Source organism: Methylobacterium carpenticola, assembly GCF_042748905.1.
Classification (GTDB): Bacteria; Pseudomonadota; Alphaproteobacteria; order Rhizobiales; family Beijerinckiaceae; genus Methylobacterium; species Methylobacterium carpenticola.
Window position 1 is genome coordinate 2978880 of the sequence record NZ_JBHZEO010000001.1, and the last position, 16808, is coordinate 2995687.

Below are 16808 nucleotides of genomic sequence, written 5' to 3' on the forward strand. Positions count from 1 at the left end.
CTCAGAAGGTCAGCCTCATCCCCGCCACGACGGCGCGCGGCGTGCCGGCGAAGACCGAGCCCGTCGTGCCGGCGAGGATGGAGGCGCCGTTCTGCAACCCGGTGGCCGCGCCGATCGTGTCGGCGAGGGTCTGGGCCGAGGCGATGAAGCGCCGGTCGAAGACGTTGCGCATCTCGACGTAGAGGCTGAACCGCCGGGCGAAGCCCCCCGCGAGATCGCCCGCGTAGTGAACGTTGGCGTTGACGATGGCGTAGCCCGGCGCCCTGAGGAGGTTGGCGTTGTCGAGGACGAAGCCGTCCTGGCCCACCACCTCGACGAAGGCGCCGAGCCCCTTCCAGGGGCCGGTGGGCTGGTCGTAGCCGATGCGGGCGAGGAGCTGGTGGGCGGGGACGCCGGGAATGCGATTCCCCGCCCGGTCGAAGCGGGCGGTGCGGCTGCCCGCGCTCAATTGCTCGACGTAATCCGTGTAAACCTGATCGTCGAAGCTGTAGACAGCCGTGGCCCGCCAACCCGGCGCGAAGGCCCATTCCGCCGCCGCCTCGACCCCGCGATGCTCCGAGGCCGGCGCGTTGAAGGTGTAGCTGAGCAGGCCTGCGCCCGGAGATTGCGACACCAACTCGTTGCGGAAGAACTCCATGAAGCCCGTGAGGCTGAGGCGCAGCTCCGGGAGCGCCTGCCAGTCGGCCCCGAGATCGAGACCGATGTTCCGCTGGGTGCGCAGCTCCGTGTTGTTGCCCGGCAGACCGTCCGGCGTCACGAACAGGTTGCTGCCGGCCGGCGTGGTGTAGCCGGCAGCGATCCGGCCGCGGAGGGTCCAATCGGGCTGCGGCCGGTAGACCAGCGCGAGTTCCGGCGCGAGGTTCAGGAAGCTGCGATCCGCATCCGCCACGGTCCGGGCCGTGCCGGCGGCGGAATAGCTGGAGGCGACGTTGCGGCCGGTGATGCGGGTCGTCTCCGCGCTCACGCCGAGAATGCCCGCCCACTGCTCCGAGAGCGCCAGTTCGAGGCGGGCCCGCCCGCCGAGATTCGACTGCGCGGTGGTCTGGTCGCCGATCAGGGCGCCGAGCCGGGGCCCGCCATAGGGGGCACGGTTGAAGGTCGTGAGGTGCGTGTCGATGGCGTTGTAGGCGAGCGCGACGTAGCCGGTGGCCGGCAGCCCGAACAGGTCGCCCCGGTGGGTCAGATCCGTGAGGAGGTTCACCGACGGATAGCTGCCCCGCGACGCGGTGGTGTAGAAGGGCTGATCGAAGTTGCGCTCGTCGAAACCGGCCTGCACGCGCCACGTCGTCTGCGCGTCGATGTCGTGCTCCCAGCGCCCGGCGACGATGGTCCGCCGGTCCTTGCGCTCGAAGGCGCCCTCGTCCGCTGTCACCGGCAGCGTCGCCCCGAAGGCCCCGTTGCGGAACAGGTTGAACAGCGTGCAGCCCGGAGCCGCGGAAGCCGCCGCCGCGCAGCCGCGCTGATAGGGGTTGATGCGGAACTCGTTCAGCGAGGACCGCGCGGGCAAGCCGGCGTGGAGGTCGTTGTTGATGACCTTCAGCGTGAAGCGGTTGTCGGGCGTCGGCGTGAAGCTCGCCAGCAGGTTGACCGTCTGCGTGTCGTAGGACGCGTGGTCCTGGAAGCCGTTGGCGCGCACGTCGCTCGCGAACAGGCTGATCTCGACCGGCCCGCTCGCCTTCCCCACCGCGACGCTGTTGGCGAGGAAGCCGAAGCTGCCGGCATCGATGCCGTATTCGACGCCGTCGATCTCGCGGCCGGTCCGCATGCGGAAGGCGAGCGCCCCGCCGGTGGCGTAGTTGCCGAACAGCGCCGATTGCGGGCCGCGGAAGACGTCGATGCGGCCGTAGGCGCGCGGATCGACGTAGTCGAACCGCGAGGCGCCGTCGGGCTGCGTGACCACGAAGCCGTCCTCGAGGACGACCATGTTCTTGTTGATGCCGGTCGCGCGGGCGTTGTTGCCGCGGATCGAGATCACGACGTCGCGGGCGCCGTTGCCCTGCCGGACGGTGACGCCGGGGCTGTTGACGAGGACCGCGCCGAGGCTGGCGGCGGGCCGGCCCGCGAGGACGTCCGCACGTCCGATCGCGGTGACGCTCTGGCCGATCGGATGCTCGATGACGCTCGGGGCGGCTCCCTGCGGGGCCGCGACGCCGAATCCGGCCCCCTGCCCGGCCACCGCGATCTCGTCGAGGGCGATGGTCTCCGGCGGGGGTTCGGGCTGCGCCCGCGCGGGCGCCGCGCAGGACCCGGCGATGAGGAGAGGAAGGACGGCGGGCGCCAGCAGGCGGGCGCGAAGGACGGATGGCACCGGAGAAGGCTCGTGTGATCGGAGGGCAGGCAGCGCGCACGGGCTCATCACCTCGCGGCGCAGCCCGCGGGGCCGAGGATCCCGGCCGGCGCTCTGAAGAGAGACCGAACCGATCAGCGGAGGGGCGGGCCGCGCGGGCCGAGCGCCGGGTCGGGCGGTGCGCGCGGCATGCGGGCCTCGGCGAGGGTCCAGCCCGCCGGAGCGGCGTCCGGCATCGGCCAGACCAGGGCGACGAAGAGTGCGGCGCATGCGGGCAGCAACCTGTCCGCCTGGGCCGCGAGGCAGCAGGCGTGCCGGCAGGCCTTGGCGGGATCCGGGGTGGTATCCGACCCGGCCGGCGCGCCGCCATGCGCGCAGATGACGTCACCGGCGCTTGCCTGCGGGAGCGGCGCCATCGCGCCGAGGACCGCCTGCAGGCAGAGCGCGTAGAGTGCGACCCATGCGACGGCCGCGCACCCGCGAACCGATCGGATGAGGCTCCAGCGCATGACGGCCGTCTACGGAGCAGCGAACGCTGCGTCAACGGGCGTCGTCGCGGCGCCCGGCACTTGCCGACGGCGGGTCGAGGGGTGCCACACCGATGATGGGATCACGGCTTGTTCATTGCCGCGCCATTTCAGCGCGGCCGACCGGAATGCCCGCTCCTTGCCCAAGCTGCACTTGTTTGCTGCCTAAGCCTGCGGCAGACAGGCTGCGGTGATCGGGGCGCGGTGACGCATGCCCGCTCGGGGCCGCCGGTCATCCTCGTGGCACCGTCAGACCTCCGTCCCTCCGGCCGCCGCAGAGAGGCCGCCGGACTCGTCCCGCCGAGCGCGGCGGAACCGCGCATCCTGAGGAACGCCATGTCCCACCAGCCCGGCCGCCATTTCCTGCAGATCCCGGGGCCGACCAACGTGCCCCTGCCGATCCTGGCCGCCACCGCCAAGCCCACCATGGACCACCGCAGCGCCGAGTTCGGCCGGCTCGGTCGCGAGGTGCTGGCGGGCATCAAGACCATCTTCAAGACCGAGAACCCGGTATTGATCTACGCCGCCTCGGGCACCGGCGGCTGGGAATCCGCCCTGGTCAACACCCTCCAGGCCGGCGACCGGGTGCTGATGTACGAGACCGGCCAGTTCGCGACCCTGTGGGCGCGGATGGCGACGAAGCTCTCGCTGAAGCCCGAATTCATCCGGGGCGACTGGCGCTCGGGCGTCGACGCAGCGGCGATCGAGGCCCATCTCGCCGAGGACCGCGCCCACACGATCAAGGCCGTCTGCATCGTCCACAACGAGACCGCCACCGGCACCATCTCGGACGTGAAGGCCGTGCGCGCCGCCCTCGACCGCACCGGCCATCCGGCGCTCCTGATGGTCGACACCATCTCCTCCCTCGGCTCGACGGATTACCGCCACGACGAGTGGGGCGTGGACGTCACGGTGGGCGGCTCGCAGAAGGGCCTGATGCTGCCCCCGGGCCTCGCCTTCAACGCCGTCTCCGACAAGGCCCTGGCGGCGGCCAAGTCGGCCACCCTGCCCCGGGCCTACTGGGACTGGGAGGACATGCTGGCGGCCAACCGCACCGGCTACTTCCCGTGCACGCCCGCCATCAACCTGCTGTACGGGCTCAAGGTCGCCATCGACACCCTGCACGCGGAGGGCCTGGACGCAGTCTTCGCCCGCCATGCCCGCGCCGCCGCCGCGACGCGGCGCGCCGTGCGCCACTGGGGCTTCGAGACGCAATGCGCCGTCGAGGCCCAGGCTTCGCCGACCGTGACGGCGGTGCGCATGCCCGAGGGCCACTCGGCGGATGCCTTCCGGGCGGCGGTGCTGGAGCGCTTCAACATGGCGCTCGGCGGCGGTCTCGGGCCGCTCGCCGACCGGGTGTTCCGCATCGGTCATATCGGCGATTTCAACGATCTCACGATCGCGGGCGCGCTCGCGGGCGTGGAGATGGGCCTGACGACGTTCGGGATCCCGCACCGCGCGGGCGGCGCGGCGGCGGCGCAGGCAGTGCTCGCCGGGGAAGCCGAGGCGTTCCGCGAGGCGGCGGAGTAAGGGCGGCGGGAACCGGTCTGCCGGTCCGGCGACGACATTCCCCCGTCGCCGGATGAGGCCCGGGTCTCTCCTCGCCCCGCAAGCGGGGCGAGGAGATGCTCCCGCTCCGAAGCGGGGATCGACAAGCCCAGATGGGAGCAGGGCTCCGGCACCAGGCGGTCAGCCCCGCGCCGGATGTTCCTCGACGGAGTCGTGCCGCGCGTCGCGGGTGCGCCAGAGGCTGTAGACGACCCCGCCCGCGAGCAGCACCACGGTGACGACCAGCGACACCCACGGCTTGATGTCGATCCACTCGAAGGTGTCGGCCACCACGATCTTCGTGCCGATGAAGATCAGGATCGCCGCGAGCGCCGTCTTCAGATAGGCGAAGCGGTCCACCATCGCGGCGAGGGCGAAGTAGAGCGCGCGAAGCCCGAGGATCGCGAAGATGTTCGAGGTGTAGACCACGTAGGTGTCGGTGGTGATGGCGAAGATCGCCGGCACGCTGTCGACCGCGAAGATCACGTCGGCCCCGTTCACCAGCACCAGGGCGAGGGCGAGCGGCGTGAACCAGCTCACCATCCGTCCGGTCTTCGGGTCCGGCAAGCGCACGAGGAAGCGCTGTCCGTGCAGCCCGGGCGTGACCCGGAAGCGGCGGCGCATCAGATCGGCGAACCGGCCCGCCGTGGCGCCCTCGTCGTCCTCCTCGCCGCCCGGCAGCAGCATCTTGACGCCGGCATAGATCAGGAAGGCGGCGAAGAAGGTGAGCACCCACTCGGCCTGATGCACCAGGGCCGCGCCGAGGCCGATCATCAGCCCGCGCAGCAGCACCGCCGCCAGGATGCCCCACAGGAGCACCCGGTGCTGCGCCACGCGCGGGATGCCGAGGAAGCCGAAGATCATCGCGATGACGAAGACGTTGTCCATCGACAACGATTTCTCGACCACGAGGCCGGCGAGGTATTCCTGCCCCGCCTGCGGGCCGAGATACCACCAGATCCAGCCGCCGAAGATCAGGCCGAGGGTCAGGTAGAAGGCCGTCAGGAGAAGGCTCTCCTTGACGCCGATCTCCCGGCTGCTGTCGCGGTGAAGGAGACCGAGATCGAAGGCCAGGAGCAGGATGATCACGGCGTGGAACAGGAGCCACATCCAGATCGGCTTGCCGAGCCAAGCGACGGAAAGAAGTTCGACCATGTGCGGGGACCATGGATGCTTAACGTTGCGGAAAGCATCGGCTCCGACATCACGAGGCGCGAAGGACGCGCAAACTCGCCAGAGGGGCCCGCAGCCGATGGCGCCGACTTAAGTCGCGGAACGCGGCGGATCAAGGGCGTGCGGTTGACAGATGCGCCCGCCTCACCGCTTTGAACGGGCCATGGCACAGACGGGTGGGGCGGGCCGCCGGGCGGCGGTGATCGGGGCGGGGCCCGCGGGGCTGTTCGCGGCGGAGATCCTCGCGCGGGCAGGAGTCGCCGTCACCGTGGTGGAGCGCATGCCCTCGCCGGCGCGCAAGCTCCTCATCGCCGGGCGCGGCGGCCTCAATCTCACCCACAGCGAGCCGCTGGAGCGCTTCCTCGCCCGCTACCATCCGCCCGGCGGGCCGGTCGCGGCGGCGATCCGCGCCTTCCCGCCCGAGGCCCTGCGGGCCTGGTGCGAGGGGCTCGGCCAGGAGACCTTCGTGGGATCGAGCGGGCGGGTGTTTCCCACCGCCTTCAAGGCCTCGCCGCTGCTGCGGGCGTGGCTCGCGCGGCTGGACAGCCTCGGGGTCGCGTTGCGCACCCGCACCCGCTGGCTCGGGTGGGAGGAGGACGGCTCGCTCCGCCTCGCCGGCCCGGACGGCGGGTCCTCGCTCCGGGCGGATGTCACCGTCCTGGCGCTCGGCGGCGCGAGCTGGCCGCGGCTCGGCTCCGACGGGGCCTGGGCGCCGCTGCTGGCGGCGGAGGGCGTCGCGGTGCTGCCCCTGCTCCCGGCCAATGCCGGCTTCGCGGCGGCGTGGACGCCGGTCTTCGCCGAACGTTTCGCCGGCACGCCTCTCAAGCGCATCGCCCTCTCGACCGGGCCGCACCACGCCCGCGGCGAGGCCGTCGTCACCGCCACGGGGATCGAGGGCGGCGCGGTCTACGCCCTGTCGCGTCCGCTGCGCGAGGCCGTGCTCGGGGACGGCGCGGCGATGCTCACCATCGACCTGCGGCCGGATCTCGACCACGCGACACTGGCCCGGCGGCTCGCCACCGCACGGCCCGGCCAGTCGCGCGCGACCACCTTGCGCAAGGCGGCGGCCCTGAGCCCCGTCGCGGCCGGGCTGCTGCGGGAAGCCGCCGGCCGCGACCTGCCCACGGAACCGCAGGCCCTCGCCACGCTCATCAAGGCCGCGCCCCTGCGGCTCACCGGCCTGCAGCCGATCGACCGGGCGATCTCCAGCGCGGGCGGGGTCGCGCTGCCGGAAATCGATGCGCGCTTCATGCTCCGGCGGCGCCCGGGCGCCTTCCTGGCCGGAGAGATGCTGGATTGGGAGGCCCCGACCGGCGGCTACCTGCTCCAGGCGAGCTTCGCCACCGGCCGAGCTGCGGCCGAAGGTGCCCTCGCCTGGCTCGCCGAGGTGTGAGCCGGTTCAGAGCTTGGCGCAGAAGCCGACCATGCCGGCGCTGTCGGACGGGCAGGCCGCCACCGCATCGGCGCCGCGGCGGCTGAAGGTCGGCGTGCCGCTGCGCAGGCAATAGGCGGAGACGAAGGTCTCGCCCGCATCGCAGGCGAGTTCGCAGGCGCTCTCGCCGCAGCCCTCGCTGCGCAGCATCCGCATCGGCAGGGTGGTGGCGGTCACGGCGGGCGCCGGTGCGGCCTCGCCCGGCAATCCACGCTGTCCCGGCGCGCCGGGCAGTCCCGCCTCGCCCTTCGGGCCGGGCTCTCCCTTGGGGCCCTGCTCGCCCTTGGGTCCCGGTTCACCCCTGGGTCCCGGTTCACCTTTCGGACCCGCATCTCCCTTCAGGCCCGCCTCGCCGCGGGGTCCGGGATCACCCTTGGGTCCGGGATCGCCCTTGGGTCCGGGATCGCCCTTGGGTCCGGGATCGCCCTTGGGCCCAGGATCGCCCTTGGGCCCGGGCAGGCCGGCAACGCCCTGCGGGCCGGTCGGCCCCGGCTCGCCCTTCGGGCCCGGCTGACCGGTGGCGCCGCAATTCGCCACCACGATCTCGCGCGATTCGTCGCCCGCCTTCAGGGTCGCGACGCAGTTCGGCGGCAGATAGGGCACGCGGAGCGAGAAGCGGCCGCGCCGGTCCGTCTGAACCGGGATGTCGTCGTCGACGGTGACGACCACGCCCGACTTGCCGACATTGCCGGAGATGCGCAGGTCGCCCCCCTCGATGCGGGCATCCCAGATCTGGATCCCGGCGGGCGGCGCCGGCTTGCGGGCCGGGCGCTGGGGCGCCTGGGTCTGCGGCCTCGCCGGAGCCGGATCGTCCTGCTGCTGCGCGAGGGCTGCCCCGCCGCCGAACAGGGCGCAGGCGGCAAGGACGAGCACGGCACGGCTTGAGCGCATCGGAACCCTCGATCGGGAGCGGCGAACCGGGGACCCGGCCGCGCAGGCGCCGCACCTTGCGGCGCGGTCCCCGACCGGTCAACCGCACCGCTTCCCCGGCCACGCACGCGTCCCGCGTGCGTGGCCCTGCGGTCACGCCTCGTAGTCGATGACGTCCTCGAGCGCGTAGTGCTTCACCGTCTTGCGGTTGGCGATGAGCTCGTCGATCGTCGGCTCGCCCTTGAGCGCGCGCGCGATGGCGAGCTTCGTCGCCTCGTAATTGGTGCGGTAGAGGTCCTTGCGGTCGAGGTTCGGATCCTCCGCGCAGCGCGGATCGAGCCAGATCATGATGATCATGCACAATTCGTCGAGGCCCTGCTTCGGCAGGATGCCCTCGATCACGCAATCCACGATGGCGTCGCCCGTGGCGGCCTGAACCACGCCGCCGAGGAGTTCCACGTATTCCGCGGTGTGGATCGTGGCCTTGGTGGTCATCATGGTGGCGGGGCGCACGAGCTGGTTGAGGTCGCGCACCACGAACATCCGGGTATGGCCCTGGACCTGCCCCATCATCGACGCGAAGGCATTCCCGACCGGGCCGCGCACGGACCCGATCAGCACCTCCGGCATGGCGTCGGTATACTGGCCCTCGGCGGCGAGCACCGTGGCCTCGCCGGTGCGGAAGACAATCTCGCTCATCGCTTTTTCCTCAGCAGGTGTCGGCACCATGGCGTTGCGGCCGTCCGGCACGGCCTTGCGGACCCTGACGGACCCGGGGCCCCGCCCGATCGGGCGCACCCACCACGCGGGACCGCTGCGGGTCAACCGCCGCTGCGCAGTCGGGCCGGCTCGCGGGCGCCGGAAAATGGTCTATAGGCATTGCCCGGCTGCGGCGCCGATCAAGGCGCCCGGAGGCCCGTCACGGAAGGCGCCGGCATGAGCGAACGCGACTGGACCCTGAAGGTCACGCCGACGGAGGCGGGCGTGCAGCTCGAACTCGGCCTCTCGGATCTGGGCGGGCAGCCGGTCACGGCCGTCATCGGCCTCGACCGGGCCGAGGCGCGGCACTTCGCCCGCGCCCTGCTGGCGGCGGCGGGCGACGCGACCGAGCGCACCTTCCCGCACCCGAAGCCGTCCGATTCCTGATCCGTCATACGGTTTCCGGATGATCGCTTCGCGATGCGGAAACCGGCCTCGCTCAGGCGCCGCGCGGGCTCGTGATACGGTTTCCGAAAGTGATCGTCCGGAAACCGTATCAGTACCGTCCCGGCAGGCGCCGTACCTTGGTGCCGGGCTTCTCCACGGGCTCGGCGCAGGCATAGACGAACTCCGTGCGCAGATCGTCGAACACCGTCTCGCCGACGATGCGGCAGGTGTCGCGGTCGGTCTCGCGCAGATAGGCCGCCACCGCCTCGTTGAAGCGGCGGCGGCGGGTGAGCGCCGGATCCGCCCCGTCGAGGCCGCAGCCAGCGACCTCGCGCAGGCCGTTCGAGACGATCAGGACCTTGCGCTGCTGGCGCTCGTCGAAGACCTCGTAGGGGTCGTTGCAGCCGATGGTCACCACCTGCGGCTTGAGGCTCGCATAGGTGTGCGAGATGTAGCCGAATTCCACGCAGCCGGCCGTTCCGAGCCCCGCCAGGAGCGCGATCCCCCCGAGAAGACCTGTCCGCATCGCGCCCCTTCCGGCTTGTCGCGCCGCCCGGCCGGTTCCCGGCCCTCGCCGCAAGCTTTGAGCCGGCGCGAGGGCATCGGTCAAGCCTCGCGCGCCCGCCCGGCGGCGGCTCGCCGTGGGCAACGAGCCCGCCGGGTCAGTATCGTCCCGGGACGTGCATCTCCTCGGGGATGGACTGGCGCTCGTAATCGTCGTGGCGCACGCGATCGGGCAGATGCACGGGCGGGCGCTCGACCGTCGCGTAGGGGATCTGCTCCAGGAGGTGGCTGATGCAGTTGAGCCGCGCCCGCTTCTTGTCCACCGCCTCCACGATCCACCAGGGCGCCTCGGGAATGTGGGTGCGGGCCAGCATGATCTCCTTGGCCTTGGTGTAGGCCTCCCAGCGGGCCCGCGACTGCACGTCCATCGGGCTCAGCTTCCACTGCTTCAACGGATCGTTGATCCGCATCCGGAAGCGGAATTCCTGCTCCTCGTCCGTGATCGAGAACCAGTACTTCACCAGCACGATGCCCGAGCGCACCAGCATGCGCTCGAATTCGGGGACGGAGCGGAAGAACTCCTCGTACTCGGCCTCGGTGCAGAAGCCCATCACGCGCTCGACGCCGGCCCGGTTGTACCAGGAGCGGTCGAACAGCACGATCTCGCCGGCGGCCGGCAGCTGGGCGACGTAGCGCTGGAAATACCATTGCGTCCGCTCGCGCTCGCTCGGCGCCGGGAGCGCCGCGATGCGGCAGACGCGGGGGTTGAGGCGCTGCGTGATCCGTTTGATGACGCCGCCCTTGCCGGCCGCGTCGCGCCCCTCGAAGATCACGACCACGCGCAGCTTGTGGGTCTGCACCCAATCCTGAAGGCGGACCAGCTCCTGCTGCAGACGGAGCAGCTCGCGGAAATACAGCCCGCGCGGCAGGCTCGGTTCCCGGTTCGGCGCCCGGATGCCTTCGGCCATGCGCTCGAGGCGCTCCTCCTCGAGGTCGAGTTCGATCTCCTCGTCGAGGCTGTCCTCGAACTCCTCGCGCACCGCTTCGAGCCGGGCGGCCTTGGGATCGTGCTCCATCGCGCTCCTCCATCGGGCCCGCGCGGAAGTGCCGGGCCCGGCGCAAATCGGGGACGGGGACGGGGCTTGGGCGGTCCGTCCGGAACCGGGAACCCGCCGTTCGGCCCCGCCGACAATCGACGACCGGTCCGGCACGCATGTCGCAGGGATCTGACGCTGTGATGACGCCGGGGAGCGGAGCCCGCGCAAGATGGACCGCGCACGAGAAGCCCCTTCCTCGAAGGGAGGAAGGGGTTTCTCGTGCGTCACGGTTTCGTTGCGGCTCGCGCCGCCCGGATCACTCCGCCGCGGCGAGGTGGCGGGCCGGGTCGTAGTTGAGGATCGGGCCGAGCCAGCGCTCCACCTCCGCGACGTCCATGCCCTTGCGAGCGGCGTAATCCTCCACCTGATCGCGCTCGACCTTGGCGACCCCGAAGTAATGGGCCTCCGGATGCGCGAGATAGAGGCCGGAGACCGACGAGCCCGGCCACATCGCGTAGGATTCGGTGAGCTTCACGCCGATCCGCGGCTCGGCCTGGAGCAGGTCGAACAGGGTCGCCTTCTCGGTGTGGTCGGGCTGGGCCGGGTAGCCCGGCGCCGGCCGGATGCCCTGATATTCCTCGGAGACGAGGTCGGCGGGCGTGAAGCTCTCGTCCGGGGCGTAGGCCCAGAACTCCTTGCGCACGCGCTCGTGCATGCGCTCGGCGAAGGCCTCGGCGATGCGGTCGGCGAGCGCCTTCACGAGGATCGAGCGGTAATCGTCGTTCTGGCGCTCGAAACGCTCGGCGATCCGCACCTCCTCCAGCCCGGCCGTCACCACGAAGCCGCCGACATAGTCCGCAAGGCCCGAATCCCGCGGGGCCACGAAGTCGGAGAGGCAGGTGTTCGGCCGGCCGTCGCGCTTCGAGAGCTGCTGGCGCAGCCCGTAGAAGGTGGCGAGCGTCTCCGCGCGGCTCTCCCCGGTGAACAGGCGGATATCGTCGCCCACCGCGTTGGCCGGCCAGAAGCCGATCACCGCCTTCGGGTTGAACCAGCGCTCCTCCACGATGCGGGCGAGCATCGCCTGCGCGTCGTCGAACAACGCCCGCGCCGCCGGGCCCTGCACCGGATCTTCCAGGATCGCCGGGAAGCGGCCCTTGAACTCGTAGGTCTGCAGGAAGGGCGTCCAGTCGATGTAGGGAACGAGTTCCGCCAAGTCGTAGGAGCGGAACACCCGGGTTCCGGTGAAGGTCGGCTTCGCCGGCCGGTAGGCGGAGAAATCCGCCTTGAAGGCGTTGGCGCGGGCGCGCGCCAGCGGCAGGCGCTGCTTGTCGGCCTCGGCCCGGGCATGGGCATCGGCGACGCGCTTGTACTCGGCGCGCACGCCCTCGATGGTCGTCCCCCGCGTCTCGGGCGAGAGCAGGCTCGACACCACGCCCACCGCGCGGCTCGCATCGGTCACGTAGACCGCCTGGCCGCGCTCGTAGGCCGGGTGGATCTTCACCGCCGTGTGGACCCGGCTCGTGGTGGCGCCGCCGATCAGGAGCGGCACGTCGAAGCCCTCGCGCTCCATCTCGGAGGCGACGTGCACCATCTCGTCGAGGGAGGGGGTGATCAGGCCCGAGAGGCCGACGATGTCGACCTGCTCCTTGCGGGCGGTGTCGAGGATCTTGGCGGCCGGCACCATCACCCCGAGATCGATGATCTCGTAGTTGTTGCAGGCGAGCACGACCCCGACGATGTTCTTGCCGATGTCGTGGACGTCGCCCTTGACGGTGGCCATCAGCACCTTGCCGGCGGCCTGCCGGCCGGTGCCGCCATTCGCCTTCTCCTCCTCCATGAAGGGCATCAGATAGGCGACCGCCTGCTTCATCACGCGGGCGGACTTCACCACCTGCGGCAGGAACATCTTGCCCGAACCGAACAGATCGCCGACGACGTTCATGCCGGCCATCAGCGGGCCCTCGATCACGTCGAGGGGACGGGTCGCGGCGAGGCGCGCCTCCTCGGTATCGGCCTCGATGTACTCGGTGATGCCGTTGACGAGGGCGTGCTCCAGCCGCTTGGCGACCGGCGCCTCGCGCCACGCGAGATCGGCCGTGCGCACCTGGCCGCCGCCGCCCTTGAAGCGGGCTGCCTGTTCCAGCAGGCGCTCGGTGGCATCCGCCCGGCGGTTGAGGACCACGTCCTCGCAGAGGTCCCGCAGGTCCGGATCGAGCTCGTCGTAGACCGCGAGCTGGCCCGCATTGACGATGCCCATGTCCATGCCGGCCCGGATGGCGTGGTACAGGAACACCGCGTGCATCGCCTCGCGCATCGGCTCGTTGCCGCGGAAGGCGAAGGACAGGTTCGAGACGCCGCCCGAGATGTGGGCATGGGGCAGGGTCTCGCGGATCTGCCGCGTCGCCTCGATGAAGGCGACGCCGTAGCCGTTATGCTCCTCGATGCCGGTCGCCACCGCGAAGATGTTCGGATCGAAGACGATGTCCTCCGGCGGGAAGCCGACCGTCTCGGTGAGGATGCGGTAGGCGCGGGTGCAGATCTCGACCTTGCGCTCCAGCGTGTCGGCCTGGCCCTTCTCGTCGAAGGCCATCACCACCACGGCGGCGCCGTAGGAGCGGCAGATCCTCGCCTCGTGGATGAACTTCTCCTCGCCCTCCTTGAGGGAGATCGAGTTCACGATCGGCTTGCCCTGGATGCATTTCAGGCCGGCCTCGATCACCCCGAACTTGGAGGAATCGACCATCACCGGCACGCGGGCGATGTCGGGCTCGGCGGCGACGAGGTTCAGGAACTCGACCATGGCGGCGGCCGAATCGAGCAGGCCCTCGTCCATGTTGACGTCGATGACCTGAGCGCCGGCGGCGACCTGATCGCGAGCGACGTCGAGGGCGGCGGCGTAGTCGCCGTTGGTGATCAGCTTGCGGAACTTGGCCGAGCCGGTGACGTTCGTGCGCTCGCCCACGTTCACGAAGGGGATCTCCTTCGTGAGGGTAAAGGGCTCGAGGCCCGACAGCCGCATCAGGCGCGGCACCTCCGGCACGCGGCGGGGCGCCTTGCCGGCCACCGCCTCGGCGACGGCGCGGACGTGGTCCGGCGTGGTGCCGCAGCAGCCGCCCACCATGTTGACGAGCCCGCTCGCCGCGAACTCGCCCACGAGGGCGCCCATCGCCTCCGGGCTCTCGTCGTAGAGGCCGAACTCGTTGGGCAGGCCGGCATTCGGATAGGCGCAGACCAGCGTGTCGCAGACGCGCGACAGCTCGCTGATATGCGCGCGCATCTCGCGGGCGCCGAGCGCGCAGTTGAGGCCGAAGGTCAGCGGCTCGGCATGGCGCAGGGAGTGCCAGAAGGCGGTCGGCGTCTGGCCCGACAGGGTGCGGCCGGACAGGTCGGTGATGGTGCCCGAGATCATGATCGGCAGGCGCAGGCCCAATTCGCCGAAGACCTGCCAGGTCGCCGCCACCGCCGCCTTGGCGTTCAGGGTGTCGAAGATCGTCTCGATCAGGATGAGGTCGGAGCCACCCTCGATCAGCCCCCTCACCTGCTCGGCATAGGCCTCGCGCACCTGATCGAAGGTGACGGCGCGGTAGCCCGGATTGTTCACGTCCGGCGAGATCGACAGCGTGCGGTTCGTCGGCCCGACCGCCCCGGCCACGAACCGGCGCAGACCGTCGCGCCGCTCGGCCTCGACGGCGGCCTCGCGGGCGAGCCGCGCCCCCTCGCGGTTCAGCTCGCGGACGACCGCCTCCATGCCGTAATCGGCCTGGGCGATGACCGTGCCCGAGAAGGTGTTGGTCTCCACCACGTCCGCCCCGGCCAGGAAATAGTCGAGGTGGATCTGCCGGATCGCCTCCGGCTGGGTGAGGATCAGGAGGTCGTTGTTGCCCTTCTGATCGTGGGTGTGGTCCATGAACCGCTTGCCGCGGAAATCCGCCTCGCCGAGCTTGAGGCGCTGGATCATGGTCCCCATCGCCCCGTCGAGGACGAGGATCTTCTCCGCCGCGCGCTTGCGGAGCGTGGCGAGAACGTCGGCGCCGTCGGCGGGGCGGAAATCGGTCATCGGGTCAATCGTCCGGGGAAGGGCCGGGAGCCGGCCGAAAGGGTGGGAAACGGGTCGGGATCGATCGCACGGGAGGGGAGTTCGGATTCAGACCGCAGCCGTGCCGCTGGCGGCTCGGCGTTCATCCTGAAGCGTCCGCCCCTCCCGTGCGATCGTCGATTCCCCGACCCCTCGGGAGAGAGGGTCCTTGCGCCCCTAAGCCGCCGCCTTCTCGGAAACCGGCGCGCTCTGCGGCGCGCGCAGGCCGAGCAGGTGGCAGATCGCGTAGACGAGATCGGCGCGGTTCATGGTGTAGAAGTGGAAATCGGTGACGCCGCGGTCGACGAGATCGAGCACCTGCTCGGCCGCCACCGCCGCCGCGACCAGCTTGCGGGTGCCGACATCGTCCTCCAGCCCCTCGAAGCGCGCCGCCAGCCAGTCCGGCACCGAGGCGCCGGTGCGCTTGGCGAAGCTCGCCGCCTGCTTGAAGTTCTGCACCGGCAGGATGCCCGGGATGATCGGGATGTCGATGCCGCGCGCCTGCACCCGGTCGAGGTAGCGGAAGAACAGGTCGTTGTCGAAGAAGAACTGGGTGATGGCCCGGTCGGCGCCGTTGTCGACCTTGGCCTTCAGGGCGTCGATGTCGGCATCGAGCGAGGGCGCCTCCGGGTGGCGCTCCGGATAGGCCGAGACCGAGACCTGGAAGTCGCCGATCCGCTTGATGCCCGCGACGAGGTCGCAGGAGCGGGCATAGCCGCCGGGATGCGCCCGGTAGGCGGTGCCGACGCCCTCGGCCGGATCGCCGCGCAGGGCCACGATGTGGCGCACGCCCGCGTCCCAATAGGCGCGCACCACGTCGTCCACCTCGCCCTGGGTCGCGTCCACGCAGGTGAGATGGGCGGCCGGCTTCAGGTCCGTCTCGCGCACGAGGCGGGCGACGGTGTTGTGCGTGCGCTCGCGGGTCGAGCCGCCGGCCCCGTAGGTCACCGAGACGAAGTTCGGGTGGAGCGGCGCGAGACGCTCGATCGATGACCAGAGCGTCTGCTCCATCTCCGGCGTCTTCGGCGGGAAGAACTCGAAGGACACCCGGATCGGACGGCGGCTCTCGCGGCTCGGGCGGAAGGCGGTGGAAGCCATCGGAGACCTCGGTTCTCTCAAGCGCATGAAGGGACGCACACCGTGCGGCGCACGGGCAGCGTGGGGGTGAGGGCGGCGGCCATCAGGCCACCTCGCGGGCCGGCTCGGCGGCGGCCGTGCGGTTGTGGGCAAGCCAGAGCGTGACGGTGAGCCGGTGCCCGGCATCGCTGCCCGGCGGCAACTCGCGGACCTGCACGTCGGACAGGGCCGCCTCGGTCAGCCAGCCCGCCACCTGCTCGGCGGCGAAGCCGAGGCGGCGATGGGCCTGCGCCTCCCGCAGGAATTCGAGGTCGTGGGCTGCGAAATCCACCACCAGCAGCCGACCGCCGGGGGCGACGAGGCGGGCTGCCTCGCGCAGGGCCCGGGCGGGATCGTCGAGGTAGTGCAGCACCTGATGGATCAGCACGAGGTCGAAGCTGCCGCGCCCGAAGGGCGGCGCGTGGATGTCGCCCTGGCGCAGGTCCACCCGCGACAGCCCGTGCCGCTCCAGGTTGGCCCGGGCCACCGAGAGCATGGCGTGGTTGGCGTCGAGCCCCGTCGCCCGCGTGGCGCGCGGCGCGAGCAGGCCGAGCATGCGGCCGGTGCCGGTGCCGAGATCGATCAGGCTGCCGATCGGGCCGGGGCCGAGCACGTCGAGCACCGCCGCCTCGACGGTGGCCTCGGGCACGTGGAGCGAGCGCACCGTGTCCCATTGCGGCGCCAGCCGCGCGAAGAAGCTCTGGGCGGCCTCGGCGCGCTGCGCCCGCACGGCTTCGAGCCGGGCGCGATCCTCCGACAGGGGCGGATGCGTGCGGTCCATGCCGGCGAGAAGCGGCTCGACCAGGGCCGACGCGCCCTCGACGAGTCGGAAGAAGGCCCAGGCGCCTTCCCGATGCCGCTCCACCAGCCCCGCCTCCACCATCAGCTTGAGATGGCGGGAGATGCGCGGCTGCGACTGGCCGAGGATGTCGGTGAGGTCCGAGACCGAGAGTTCGCCCTCGCCCAGCAGCGCCAGGATGCGCAGGCGTGTCTCCTCCGCGGCGGCGCGGAGCACGCTCAAGGCATCGGCGAAGGGCAGCGGGCGCGTCATCGGCGGGCGTCTCTCGGCTCCGTTCTAAACATAAAGATATCT

Annotated in this window: 13 protein-coding genes; 3 read left to right on the forward strand and 10 right to left on the reverse strand. The window is 71.1% G+C overall.

Features of this window, described 5'->3' with window-relative positions:
* Position 1: 1 nt before the first annotated feature.
* Both ACE101_RS14100 and ACE101_RS14105 read right to left on the reverse strand, forming a co-directional pair.
* The gene (locus ACE101_RS14100; RefSeq protein WP_379130394.1) at positions 2 to 2356 is read right to left on the reverse strand and encodes a TonB-dependent receptor family protein; all 2355 of its coding nucleotides are present in this window, start codon (positions 2354 to 2356) and stop codon (positions 2 to 4) included.
* 65 nt (positions 2357 to 2421) lie between these two features.
* Positions 2422 to 2796 (reverse strand): hypothetical protein, encoded by a 375-nt coding sequence (locus ACE101_RS14105; RefSeq protein ID WP_379130397.1) that lies wholly within the window; start codon positions 2794 to 2796, stop codon positions 2422 to 2424.
* A 354-nt stretch (positions 2797 to 3150) separates the two neighbouring features.
* Between ACE101_RS14105 and ACE101_RS14110 the strand changes: the two genes are divergently transcribed.
* On the forward strand, positions 3151 to 4344 hold the full coding sequence (locus ACE101_RS14110) for a pyridoxal-phosphate-dependent aminotransferase family protein (RefSeq protein WP_379130400.1): 1194 nt from the start codon (positions 3151 to 3153) through the stop codon (positions 4342 to 4344).
* A 159-nt stretch (positions 4345 to 4503) separates the two neighbouring features.
* On the opposite strand, the gene ACE101_RS14115 is transcribed toward ACE101_RS14110, so the two are convergent.
* Entirely contained in the window at positions 4504 to 5517 is a 1014-nt protein-coding gene (locus ACE101_RS14115; RefSeq protein ID WP_379130403.1) for a TerC family protein, read from the reverse strand.
* A 181-nt stretch (positions 5518 to 5698) separates the two neighbouring features.
* Between ACE101_RS14115 and ACE101_RS14120 the strand changes: the two genes are divergently transcribed.
* On the forward strand, positions 5699 to 6928 hold the full coding sequence (locus ACE101_RS14120) for a BaiN/RdsA family NAD(P)/FAD-dependent oxidoreductase (RefSeq protein WP_379130405.1): 1230 nt from the start codon (positions 5699 to 5701) through the stop codon (positions 6926 to 6928).
* A gap of 6 nt (positions 6929 to 6934) precedes the next feature.
* On the opposite strand, the gene ACE101_RS14125 is transcribed toward ACE101_RS14120, so the two are convergent.
* Positions 6935 to 7858, reverse strand: coding sequence for a collagen-like domain-containing protein (locus ACE101_RS14125; protein WP_379130407.1), 924 nt, complete (start codon positions 7856 to 7858; stop codon positions 6935 to 6937).
* A 132-nt stretch (positions 7859 to 7990) separates the two neighbouring features.
* Positions 7991 to 8536: a formaldehyde-activating enzyme gene (gene fae / locus ACE101_RS14130; protein WP_379130410.1), complete on the reverse strand. Its 546-nt coding sequence runs from the start codon at positions 8534 to 8536 to the stop codon at positions 7991 to 7993.
* Positions 8537 to 8773: 237 nt separating this feature from the next.
* On the opposite strand from fae, the gene ACE101_RS14135 reads away from it, so the two are divergent.
* Positions 8774 to 8983 carry a hypothetical protein gene (locus tag ACE101_RS14135; RefSeq protein WP_379130413.1) on the forward strand — a complete coding sequence of 70 codons (210 nt, stop codon included), beginning with the start codon at positions 8774 to 8776 and terminating at the stop codon, positions 8981 to 8983.
* Between the two features lie 109 nt (positions 8984 to 9092).
* Here the strand turns inward: ACE101_RS14135 and ACE101_RS14140 are convergent, their stop codons facing one another.
* The 5 genes from ACE101_RS14140 to ACE101_RS14160 all read right to left on the reverse strand — a co-directional run bounded on the left by ACE101_RS14140 (position 9093) and on the right by ACE101_RS14160 (position 16766).
* On the reverse strand, positions 9093 to 9509 hold the full coding sequence (locus tag ACE101_RS14140; RefSeq protein ID WP_379130416.1) for a hypothetical protein: 417 nt from the start codon (positions 9507 to 9509) through the stop codon (positions 9093 to 9095).
* A 136-nt stretch (positions 9510 to 9645) separates the two neighbouring features.
* Positions 9646 to 10563, reverse strand: a complete 918-nt coding sequence (ppk2, locus tag ACE101_RS14145; protein WP_379130418.1) for a polyphosphate kinase 2 — start codon at positions 10561 to 10563, stop codon at positions 9646 to 9648.
* Positions 10564 to 10840: 277 nt separating this feature from the next.
* Positions 10841 to 14581: a methionine synthase gene (gene metH / locus ACE101_RS14150; protein ID WP_379130420.1), complete on the reverse strand. Its 3741-nt coding sequence runs from the start codon at positions 14579 to 14581 to the stop codon at positions 10841 to 10843.
* Positions 14582 to 14776: 195 nt separating this feature from the next.
* Entirely contained in the window at positions 14777 to 15697 is a 921-nt protein-coding gene (gene metF / locus ACE101_RS14155) for a methylenetetrahydrofolate reductase [NAD(P)H] (protein WP_379130423.1), read from the reverse strand.
* 82 nt (positions 15698 to 15779) lie between these two features.
* The gene (locus ACE101_RS14160; RefSeq protein WP_379130426.1) at positions 15780 to 16766 is read right to left on the reverse strand and encodes an ArsR/SmtB family transcription factor; all 987 of its coding nucleotides are present in this window, start codon (positions 16764 to 16766) and stop codon (positions 15780 to 15782) included.
* Positions 16767 to 16808: the final 42 nt, after the last annotated feature.

Coding starts and splice junctions, on each gene's coding strand:
- ACE101_RS14100 (WP_379130394.1), bottom strand. CDS start 2,356: ATGAGCCCGTGCGCGCTGCCTGCCCTCCGATCACACGAGCCTTCTCCG.
- ACE101_RS14105 (WP_379130397.1), bottom strand. CDS start 2,796: ATGCGCTGGAGCCTCATCCGATCGGTTCGCGGGTGCGCGGCCGTCGCA.
- ACE101_RS14110 (WP_379130400.1), top strand. CDS start 3,151: ATGTCCCACCAGCCCGGCCGCCATTTCCTGCAGATCCCGGGGCCGACC.
- ACE101_RS14115 (WP_379130403.1), bottom strand. CDS start 5,517: ATGGTCGAACTTCTTTCCGTCGCTTGGCTCGGCAAGCCGATCTGGATG.
- ACE101_RS14120 (WP_379130405.1), top strand. CDS start 5,699: ATGGCACAGACGGGTGGGGCGGGCCGCCGGGCGGCGGTGATCGGGGCG.
- ACE101_RS14125 (WP_379130407.1), bottom strand. CDS start 7,858: ATGCGCTCAAGCCGTGCCGTGCTCGTCCTTGCCGCCTGCGCCCTGTTC.
- fae (WP_379130410.1), bottom strand. CDS start 8,536: ATGAGCGAGATTGTCTTCCGCACCGGCGAGGCCACGGTGCTCGCCGCC.
- ACE101_RS14135 (WP_379130413.1), top strand. CDS start 8,774: ATGAGCGAACGCGACTGGACCCTGAAGGTCACGCCGACGGAGGCGGGC.
- ACE101_RS14140 (WP_379130416.1), bottom strand. CDS start 9,509: ATGCGGACAGGTCTTCTCGGGGGGATCGCGCTCCTGGCGGGGCTCGGA.
- ppk2 (WP_379130418.1), bottom strand. CDS start 10,563: ATGGAGCACGATCCCAAGGCCGCCCGGCTCGAAGCGGTGCGCGAGGAG.
- metH (WP_379130420.1), bottom strand. CDS start 14,581: ATGACCGATTTCCGCCCCGCCGACGGCGCCGACGTTCTCGCCACGCTC.
- metF (WP_379130423.1), bottom strand. CDS start 15,697: ATGGCTTCCACCGCCTTCCGCCCGAGCCGCGAGAGCCGCCGTCCGATC.
- ACE101_RS14160 (WP_379130426.1), bottom strand. CDS start 16,766: ATGACGCGCCCGCTGCCCTTCGCCGATGCCTTGAGCGTGCTCCGCGCC.